The sequence below is a fragment of the Albirhodobacter sp. R86504 genome, from assembly GCF_042466415.1.
GTDB lineage: Bacteria > Pseudomonadota > Alphaproteobacteria > Rhodobacterales > Rhodobacteraceae > Albirhodobacter.
Genome location: NZ_JAXHCH010000002.1, coordinates 2138816 through 2147726, shown reverse-complemented (window position 1 = coordinate 2147726; position 8911 = coordinate 2138816). Strand labels below are relative to the sequence as shown.

The following is an 8911-nucleotide window of genomic DNA, read 5'->3' as shown; positions in this document are numbered from 1 at the left end:
AGATTCCCATGTCTACTGTCGCAGTGACCGATGCAACTTTCGATGCTGAAGTTCGCCAATCCAACGTTCCTGTCGTCGTCGACTTTTGGGCTGAATGGTGCGGTCCTTGCCGCCAGATCGGTCCATCGCTCGAAGAACTCTCCGCAGAATACGGCGACAAAGTGAAGATCGTCAAAATCAACGTTGATGAAAACCCGGACAGCCCTGCTCAACTCGGCGTGCGCGGCATCCCGGCGCTCTTCCTGTTTAAAGACGGGCAACCGATTTCCAACAAAGTCGGGGCGGCCCCAAAAGCTGCATTGAAAGTCTGGATCGACACAGCGCTCTGAGCACGATCCTTCGAGCAACCAATTGAAAACGCCTCCGACTTGGATCGGGGGCGTTTTTTTAAAAATAGCTTCGTACGAGTGCGCTGGAGAGCAGTGTCCACCCGTCCGCCACCACAAAGAACGCGAGTTTGAACGGCATCGATACAACTGCCGGAGGGACCATCATCATCCCCATCGACATCAGCACCGCAGATACGACTAAGTCGATGATTAGAAATGGTAGATAGACCAGAAAACCAATTTCGAACGCGCGTGAAATCTCGGATAGCATAAAGCTCGGGATGAGCGTCGACAGGGGCGCTTGAGTGAGCGATGCGAGCGGCTCTGATGCGGGCCGCAGTTCCGCAATTGCGGTGTAGGTGTCCAGATCTGCGCGCCCGGCCATGAACACGCGAAACGGCTCTACCCCCTCCCTAAACGCGGTTGGTAGATCTATGGCGCCGTTCATCAGGGGTTGCAGCGCTGTTTCCCAACTCTCGGTAAAAACCGGCTCCATAATGAACCAAGTCAGGAATAGCGACAGGCTGATGATTAACATATTGGGCGGTGCTTGTTGCAGCCCAATTGCCTGTCTCAGGATCGAAAACACCGTCACGATGAACGGAAAGCAGGTCACCATAATCGCGAGCCCTGGGGCGAGGCTCAGGAGGGTAATCCCTGCAATCAGCAACATTGAACGTCCCGCGAGGCTATCCCCCTCTCCCAAGTTAAGAGAAAGTTCTTGCGCAGCGGCCGGCGCCGACAGCATTGCTAAGATAGTGAAAGCGCCAAGGAGCGACTTCTTATAGCCCATTTTGAAGGTCCACTACCTCTGTCAACCGGACAGCCAATTGCCCCGCTTGATCTCCGTCTAGCTCGGTAAGCTCGCCGCGCGCGATGAGTTTATCGCCGATGTAAAGCTCAACCGGGTCGTCAATTCGCCGGTCAAGTGGCAGGATTGAGTCCGCTTTCAGCCTGAGCAAATCACGGACGAGCGGGCGCGCTTTTCCGACCGAGATCGTGATCTCAATAGGCACTTGTGTGAACGGATTCGCAGGAATTGTGTCTGCGCGAGTGGGCTCAGTCATGGGGTAACTCCGCGGGTTTAACTTTGAAATACGTGTCGATCGCCTCTCCGATCGCTTTGGTTACGCTATCCATGTCAATGTGTTGCTCGGATTGATCCATGCGCAGATAGACTTGTCCTTCGCCTAAGGTGGGCTCCGACACGAATTGCAGGGGTAAGCTTGTTTCCGTTGATAAGAGATCACGGACTTGGGGTAAGTTTGTTGGATGGCATATCACTTGGATCGGCGCACCGGACGACGCATCCGCGAGGGGGATCAGGTGCTCCATCACGATGTGTGGCAAAGAGGATTGTGCAATTCGCGGCATGACTTTCGCAACCATGTCATGCAGGAGAGGATGAATGGCTTGAAGTAGATGGCCTCGAACGGTTTCGTAAGTCGCAGAGAGTTCCGCCATGTTACGGCCCAGATCGCCGCGCAATCGGGCGGTTTCCGCATCCTGTGCCGCTGTCGCATCTTCCCACCCTGCGGCATAACCCTGTTCGAATGAAGCGAGTTTCGTTTCCTCGAATTCGATTGGCCCAAATGAAATTTGGTCACTTGGAGCCTCAGGTTCGGCAAACTCTTCGAGCTTTAAAGGGGACATCACGCGGTCTCCTCTTTATCTTCCAGCCAGCCTCGCAAAATCTCTACAGACTCGGTCTGCCGCTCTTCGATCAGTTTCCGCAAGCGCTCCACAGGATCGGAGTCTTCGCCGCCACTGCCAAAGTCGCCCATCGCCATACCCATGGTTGGCAAGCTCAGGTCTTCCATATCGAAATTGGAAACGACTGACATGTTCGGGTTCATTGTATCTGCTGAGTTGTCGATCTCGCCGGTGAGTGCGGGGTAGTCTGCTTGCCGATAATCCGGCCCTGCGAGTGCATTCTCTTGGGGCGTCTCGGCAGGGCTGTTCGTCTGGGTCAACATAGGCCGTAGAACGAATAGGCCTAGCACCAGCGCGACAAGCGCGAGCACGGCACTTTGGATGATGCTTGTCAGATCTATCGACATGTTATTCATCGGGCTGGCGATCGCTTCGGTCCCCGCTACGGCCACCGGTTCGAATGTCATTGAGCGAAGCGTGATCGTATCGCCACGCGCTTCGTCGAAGCCGACAGCGGAAGCCACAAGCTCTTTCAGGTTCTCAAGTTCTTCTGCTGGACGGTCTTCCCATGTAACGTTGCCATCCGCATCCGTGCGCTGGATGCCGTCTATGAGGACGGCCACCGAGATCTTTTTGATCGTACCAGGCGCGCGCACGATTTCGCGCGTTGTTTCTGAGACTTCGTAATTTGTGCGCTCTTTGGTTTCGTTTGATTGGCTTTGGGAGCTGCTCGGCTGGGCGCCCTCTCCGGTGGGGAGATTCGAGGCAACAGTGACCGCGCCAGATCCCGAATCGTCCGCTTTACTGTTTCGCTCTTCGACCTCGGATGAGATCGCGACGCGAGAGTCAGGGTCAAAACGGCGTTCTGTTACGGCTTCGCTTTCGGTCACGGTTTCCACCGATACCTCGACGACCGCCTTTCCATATCCGACGCGTGCCTCAAGAAGGCGTTCGACGTTTTGTTTGAGCTTGAGAGACCTATCGTTTTCGCTGGTTGCGAGGTTTTCCTGATCCCCCGAGGAGATCAAACCGGTTTCGCTATCGATGACGGAGACATCCTCTGGTTTCATGCCAGTGACGGCGGAAGCGATCAGAAACTTGAGCGCCTTGGCTTGCGCTTGGGAAACAGAGCCGTTCGCCGAGGTGATCCAGACAGATGCAGAGGCGCGAAGGTCCTTTCGAAAGGGTTGCGCGGTAGCGTTTGCGATATGAACTCGTGCAGCGCGAACCTGTGAGCTTGCGAGAATTGTTCGCGCCAATTCCCCCTCCTTGGCGCGCCAATATGCAGCATCAAACATTTGGGATGTTGTTCCAAAACCGGTCAGACTATCCAGCAATTCGTAGCCATGGCCGTTGGCCGCAGGGAGGCCTTCGCCCGCAAGCATCATTCTCAGCTCATCGCGCCGCGGTGCTTCGACGAAAATCGAATCGCCTTTTATCTCGTAAAGGGCGCCACGTTGTTCAAGCGCGCTCACGACTTCAGCTGCGGCTGTCCCTTCCAGCCCCGCATATAACAGCGACATCGAAGATTTTCCCGCGATACTGGAGAGGCCTAGAACCGCGGCAAATACCAAGACTGTCGTTCCGGCAACGACGGCCCGCCGACGAGTATCCAAGTTTTGCCACAAGGCAATCAATTGCTGCACAATGCTTCTCCTCTAAATGGGCTTCTGCCTCATCGTCGTCATCAGGAGTCGCAGATCGCGCTTAACAATCGGTTAGTGTGTCTCGGTTTATATCGGAGGAGGATAATAAAAGCGGGTGATCAAATGGCGGAAGCTGCCTCGGAGGCCGATGAGGCCCCTAAGAAAAAAACGAAACTACCCTTGATTATCGGGCTCGTGCTTATGCTCGTATTGGGGGGGGGCGGTTTTTTTGCTGTATTCACAGGCATGATTCTCGGCGGTGGGGAGCCCCCCGCACCGACCACACCCGAGATTGTCCCGGAGGCGATTCCCGATATTGCCTTCATCCCCTTGGACCCAATGGTTGTCTCGATGCAAGGGACCGCGGCGAGACATCTGCGCTTTACGGCACAGTTGGAGGTTTCCAAGGCATTTGTCGCAGATGTGGAATTGCTTAAGCCTCGCGTAATGGATGTGTTGAATGGCTATCTACGCGCGGTTGATGCGAAATCTTTTGAAGAACCTGGCAGCCTTGTGCGGTTGCGCGCGCAAATGTTGCGCCGGGTTCAGATTGTGACGGGCGAAGGTCGTGTTCGCGACCTCCTAGTCATTGAATTCGTTCTGAATTGAGGACCTCACTATGCAACTGGTTTCTGATATTTTGCTGGGTGTAAGTGCAATTTGCGTTGCCGCCTACTGTCTGGTTCATGCGCGTCGGATGCGACGCTTTAATCAACTGGAAACCGGCATGGGGGGAGCCATCGCCGTTCTTTCCGCCCAAGTTGACGAGATGACGCTTGCGTTGAAAAAGGCGCATGCTGCGGCAGAGGTGTCGTCACAAAGCTTGGTCGAAGTTACGCAGCGCGCAGAGCAGGGGGCCGAACGTATCGAGCTTTTGCTCGCATCATTGCATGATCTTCCCGATCCAGAGGAGTTTACGCGTCGAAGGTTGTCACGTCGACGCGCCCGTCCCGATGCGGGAGACAGTGAATGACACAGAGCAACGAACCGGAAAATGCCCCGCGCGCAGCCAAAGCAATTGAGGGCGCGAATTCTCAGTCGGTAACGACGAAAGCGACGTCGGCAACAGGTGATAAATCTACGACCGATAGAAAAGCGCCGACCAAACATCGACAAGCGAAACGCAAGAAAGACTCCGGTTCCGGCCGCAGGGTTATGATTGCGATAGCGGTCTTATTGGGGTTCTCCGGTATCGTCCGGCTCGCGCAAGGAGCGGAACGGATATTCATGCCGCATGTTACGAATCAAGTCGCTGCAGTGCCCGATGAGACATGCGCGCCGATTGTTGATGAGTCGAAATTCTTGATAGATCTGCGTGAGCGCGCGGCGGTGTTGGCCGAAAAGGAACGCGACATCGAGGCACGCGCGCAGACAATCACGATTGCCGAGGCCGCTATTACAGCAAAGCTGGATGAGCTTGCATTGGCAGAGGCTGAATTAGCTAAGACGATGGCCTTGGCGGATCGTGCGGCTGATGATGATGTCGCACGGCTCGTGACCCTTTATGAAAACATGAAACCCAAGCAGGCGGCGCCTCTTTTCGAGGAAATGGCGCCCGAATTTGCTGCGGGCTTCCTTTCAAGAATGCGACCCGACGCAGGTGCGGCGATCCTCGCTGGGCTTGACCCGAAGATCGCTTATTCGATCAGTGTCTTAATGGCCGGCCGCAACGCAAATGCTCCAAAAAATTGAATTGAATAGGGTTTTTTAAGACCTCGCAGTGCAATTTATAGGCCAACCGGAGGTGTAGATATGATTGGTGTAGCTGGCATTGTAATTGTCTTTGTCATGGTTTTTGGCGGGTACGTCGCCCACGGCGGCAAGATGGGGATCGTCATCGAGGCTGCTCCGTGGGAAATGATTATGATCGGTGGCGCAGCTGTCGGAGCCTTCGTGCTTGGCAACGATATGAAATCTATCAAACACACACTGAAGGATGTCGGGAAGGTATTTAAGGGGCCGAAATGGCTTCCGCAGGATTACCGAGATCTCCTGTGTTTATTGTTCGAGCTCATTCGCCTCGTGCGTCAGAACCCTGTCGCGATCGAAGAACATATCGAAGCTCCTACGGAGTCGTCGATTTTCGGCAAATATCCGAAAATTTTGAGTGATCACGAAGTTGTCGATCTTATCTGTGATACCTTGCGATCTGCCTCAATGAATTACGACGATCCGCATCAGGTCGAAGAGGTTCTCGACAAGCAACTTGATCAGCAGCTCGCACACGCGCAACATTCCGCCCATGCTTTGCAAACAATTGCCGATGGGCTGCCCGCATTGGGAATTGTTGCTGCTGTGCTTGGGGTTATCAAGACGATGGCGTCAATCGATCAACCTCCGGAAATTCTCGGTGGGATGATCGGCTCGGCACTCGTTGGGACCTTTATGGGGGTGTTCATGGCCTACGGTCTCGTCGCGCCATTTGCCACAAAAGTGGGCACTGTGATTGCTGAGGATAGCCACTTCTACAAACTCGTGCGCGAAGTTTTGATCGCAAATTTGCATAATCATGCAACCAACATTTGCATCGAGGTTGGTCGACAAAATACCCCGCATCACATTCGCCCAAGCTTTTCGGAGCTCGAGGATGCACTCAAAGCTGTGAAGCAGGATGCAGCATGAAATGGGTTGCTTTAGGACTTTTGGTCGCCTTGCCAACTTACGCAGAGACCATAAAAGTACAGACTGGCGAACACACAAATTTCTCGCGCGTTGTTTTGTCGCCGGCCCGCATTACGGCTTGGAAACTCGTGCCGACGGAGCAAGGATATAACGTCAATTTCTCACGGGATGATATTACCTTCGATACGACGAATGCCTTTGATTTGATTCCCAAAAACCGGATCGAGAGCATGCGCGCGCAAGGGCCTGGCGGTACGCTAGAACTCATCTTGGCGCCACGTATGGTCGCGCGCAGCTTCGAGACTCGCGAAGGCGCCGTCGTGATCGATATTCTGTCTGAGGAGGAGGCGAAACTCCTCATATCCCTCGACGCAGAAGGTCAGCTAGCGCCGCCGTTTGACGTAGGTCGCCAATCGCCGGTTCGGAACGCTTCTCGTCAACCCTTAAGCTCGCTCGGCGCGAGCCAACAGGTGCAGGCCGATTTCTTCTGGAATGGAGTTTTGGACGGCTTGCCGCCGGCTCAAGCCGCCCAAACGACATCCGACACGCCGGCAGTGATGCTTGAACAGCTCGCCTCAAATCCGCGTGTCGCCCTAGTTGAGGAACAACTTTTGCGGCAATTGAGCCGTGCGGCGTCCCAAGGCTTGGTTCGCGTCGAACCCACTAAGCAAGCCCCTCCACCATCCGCGGGCGATGAAGATCAAAGTGAGCCTTTGGATCAGATTTCCCAAGAGACCGGCGTCCCCAGCGACATTGCTGCCAAACAGCAAGAAGCTGACGCGAGAACTGAGCAATCTGACCTAGCATATTCGATGAAAACGTCACTTGATCGTGAAGTCGAAACACGGCCGTCGAAGCATGGTTACACCGACGAAGGATTAAGCTGCCTTCGTGACGATGCCCTCAGGCCGCAAGATTGGGCAACTGATAGTTCACCGGTTTCGCAAATTGCGGAAACGAGATCAGTTTTGTTAGGTGAGTTCGACACTGTAAACCAAGAGGAAGCGGTTAAACTTGCTAAGCTCTATCTATCTTTCGGATTTGGAGCTGAAGCGGAAGCGGTACTCGACGCGTTTGCAATAAAGACCGAGGAAGTTGATCTTTTGCGGTATGTCGCTCGCGTGTTGGATTCTCGGTCTGTCGATGCGTCGTCGCCTATCTTGACGATGTCTGGCTGTGAAGGTCCGGGCGCGATGTGGGCCGTTTTGGGTTCGCAGAAGGATTTAGACACCGACACGATTAACGTTGAAGCTGTTCAACGGTCGTTCGCCGCGCTCCCTCAGTCCCTGAGAAATCTCATAGTCGATCCACTCGTCGAACGCTTAATCATGAACGGAGAGGTTGCAACAGCGCGTATCATTCGCGGTATCGCGGAACGCGTCGCGCGCGATGACATGCCTATGGACATGATCGATGCGCGGATTAGCCTCGCGCGGGGCGATACTGAAAACGCGACCGAGAATTTGAAGACTGTGATCAAGGATAACGGCGCAGGGGCCGTCGACGCGATGGTTATGTTAATCGACGCGCAGGTAGGGGCTAATGAAACCGTTGGGGATGATTTGGTCGAACAAGTCTCAGCTATGGCGTTCGAGCATCGTATGACGCCACGCGGACCAAATATTGAGCGCGCGTTTATCTTGGCGGCAAGTGCCAACGGCCAGTACGCGCGCGCCGTCGACGCACTGACACGTTGGCCTGAGGATGAACCAGGTTCGCGAGAGGAGATAAGCTTGAAAGTCTATCGGGCGCTGTTGCAGCGCGCTGGAGACGTAGACTTTCTGCGGTTTTCTATTGAAAACGCTGCGTTGTGGGGAGCCCTCTCCACGGACGAAAATTTGAGCTTGGAGACCGCTAAACGTTTCATATCGCTTGGGTACTTTGATCAGGCGTCCCTTGTCTTAGAGGCTGAACTGAAGTTAAGCGATCAATTGCGACTCTTGCGTGCTGAGGCATTTGTCGGGCTTGGTGACGGGCAGGCAGCCCTCGACGCGCTAGACGGACTTACAAATGATCAGGTTGGCTCACTGCGTGGCGAAGCACTGGCGCTAGTTGCTCAGCCCATAGCGGCGGCGGAGGCGTTTGCGCTGAGTGGCGAAAGTGGAGAGGCGAGTAGGCAGGCATGGAAGGCTGGCGCACCTGACCTGATCTCTGAATTTGGTAGCGATCAGCAAAAAGAGGCTATCGACTCACTCGCATCGACGAACGCCGACAATCAACAATCTGCGGAAGGTCCCTTGGGCCGCGCGGAGGTTCTAATTGATGGCAGTTCCCGTATGAGATCCGCGCTTAGATCTTTGTTAGATCCTAAGATTTAGCCCATTGCTTTGTGGGCATTAACTTTTCTGATCTGCCTAATTTGGATTTCTGGAAGCTGACGTTTTCGTTTCACGTTCAAGCTAGGAGGCGATCGGAAGCAGAGCATGGCGTCGAGGGAGCCGCGCGTACTTAAGGCGCATACGAGTAGTCGCGGTAGGGAAAACGGCTCCACGGGATGAATTATTAAAAAGCAAAATAGGCGGTGAGACTTCCGTTAAGGGGCTGTAAAATTAAGTGTCAGGTAACCACTTGAAATAACAGAGCCTAACCAAGATGCATCTCCATTGAGCCGCGAACCTGTCTGAAAAAGCAGGAGCTCTTCAGTGCGACCGCCGGGGGTCT

The 8911-nt window shown here is 54.3% G+C and carries 10 protein-coding genes; 6 read left to right on the top strand and 4 right to left on the bottom strand.

The features are described from left to right. Positions 1–8: 8 nt before the first annotated feature. Positions 9–329, top strand: coding sequence for a thioredoxin (trxA, locus tag SJY32_RS12385; RefSeq protein WP_376875695.1), 321 nt, complete (start codon positions 9–11; stop codon positions 327–329). Positions 330–387: 58 nt separating this feature from the next. Here the strand turns inward: trxA and fliP are convergent, their stop codons facing one another. The 4 genes from fliP to fliF are packed head-to-tail and all read right to left on the bottom strand — an operon-like array spanning position 388 to position 3628. After that, positions 388–1122: a flagellar type III secretion system pore protein FliP gene (gene fliP, locus SJY32_RS12380; RefSeq protein ID WP_376875692.1), complete on the bottom strand. Its 735-nt coding sequence runs from the start codon at positions 1120–1122 to the stop codon at positions 388–390. Continuing rightward, on the bottom strand, positions 1112–1396 hold the full coding sequence (locus tag SJY32_RS12375) for a FliM/FliN family flagellar motor switch protein (RefSeq protein WP_376875689.1): 285 nt from the start codon (positions 1394–1396) through the stop codon (positions 1112–1114). The genes fliP and SJY32_RS12375 overlap by 11 nt, the downstream gene beginning before the upstream one ends. Continuing rightward, positions 1389–1982 carry a flagellar biosynthesis protein gene (locus tag SJY32_RS12370; protein WP_376875686.1) on the bottom strand — a complete coding sequence of 198 codons (594 nt, stop codon included), beginning with the start codon at positions 1980–1982 and terminating at the stop codon, positions 1389–1391. The genes SJY32_RS12375 and SJY32_RS12370 overlap by 8 nt, the downstream gene beginning before the upstream one ends. Next, a complete protein-coding gene (gene fliF, locus SJY32_RS12365; protein ID WP_376875683.1) occupies positions 1982–3628 on the bottom strand; it encodes a flagellar basal-body MS-ring/collar protein FliF in 1647 nt (548 codons plus the stop codon). The genes SJY32_RS12370 and fliF overlap by 1 nt, the downstream gene beginning before the upstream one ends. Positions 3629–3751: 123 nt before the next feature. Here fliF and fliL point away from each other — a divergent pair, with 123 nt between their 5' ends. From fliL to SJY32_RS12340, 5 genes are read left to right on the top strand one after another with little or no spacing between them, the layout of a single operon-like run. Then, complete coding sequence (gene fliL / locus SJY32_RS12360; protein ID WP_376877723.1) at positions 3752–4237, top strand: flagellar basal body-associated protein FliL; 486 nt, start codon at positions 3752–3754, stop codon at positions 4235–4237. A 10-nt stretch (positions 4238–4247) separates the two neighbouring features. Further along, the gene (locus SJY32_RS12355; protein ID WP_376875680.1) at positions 4248–4601 is read left to right on the top strand and encodes a hypothetical protein; all 354 of its coding nucleotides are present in this window, start codon (positions 4248–4250) and stop codon (positions 4599–4601) included. Then, positions 4598–5320, top strand: a complete 723-nt coding sequence (locus SJY32_RS12350) for a MotE family protein (protein WP_376875677.1) — start codon at positions 4598–4600, stop codon at positions 5318–5320. Before SJY32_RS12355 ends, SJY32_RS12350 begins: the two co-directional genes overlap by 4 nt. A gap of 60 nt (positions 5321–5380) precedes the next feature. Then, positions 5381–6250, top strand: a complete 870-nt coding sequence (gene motA / locus SJY32_RS12345; RefSeq protein WP_376875674.1) for a flagellar motor stator protein MotA — start codon at positions 5381–5383, stop codon at positions 6248–6250. Beyond that, positions 6247–8568: a hypothetical protein gene (locus tag SJY32_RS12340; protein ID WP_376875671.1), complete on the top strand. Its 2322-nt coding sequence runs from the start codon at positions 6247–6249 to the stop codon at positions 8566–8568. The genes motA and SJY32_RS12340 overlap by 4 nt, the downstream gene beginning before the upstream one ends. The last annotated feature ends 343 nt before the right edge of the window (positions 8569–8911 follow it).

Excerpts from the sequence above, each read along its gene's own strand:
- trxA (WP_376875695.1), top strand. The coding sequence starts at position 9 with ATGTCTACTGTCGCAGTGACCGATGCAACTTTCGATGCTGAAGTTCGC.
- fliP (WP_376875692.1), bottom strand. The coding sequence starts at position 1,122 with ATGGGCTATAAGAAGTCGCTCCTTGGCGCTTTCACTATCTTAGCAATG.
- SJY32_RS12375 (WP_376875689.1), bottom strand. The coding sequence starts at position 1,396 with ATGACTGAGCCCACTCGCGCAGACACAATTCCTGCGAATCCGTTCACA.
- SJY32_RS12370 (WP_376875686.1), bottom strand. The coding sequence starts at position 1,982 with ATGTCCCCTTTAAAGCTCGAAGAGTTTGCCGAACCTGAGGCTCCAAGT.
- fliL (WP_376877723.1), top strand. The coding sequence starts at position 3,752 with ATGGCGGAAGCTGCCTCGGAGGCCGATGAGGCCCCTAAGAAAAAAACG.
- SJY32_RS12355 (WP_376875680.1), top strand. The coding sequence starts at position 4,248 with ATGCAACTGGTTTCTGATATTTTGCTGGGTGTAAGTGCAATTTGCGTT.
- SJY32_RS12350 (WP_376875677.1), top strand. The coding sequence starts at position 4,598 with ATGACACAGAGCAACGAACCGGAAAATGCCCCGCGCGCAGCCAAAGCA.
- motA (WP_376875674.1), top strand. The coding sequence starts at position 5,381 with ATGATTGGTGTAGCTGGCATTGTAATTGTCTTTGTCATGGTTTTTGGC.
- SJY32_RS12340 (WP_376875671.1), top strand. The coding sequence starts at position 6,247 with ATGAAATGGGTTGCTTTAGGACTTTTGGTCGCCTTGCCAACTTACGCA.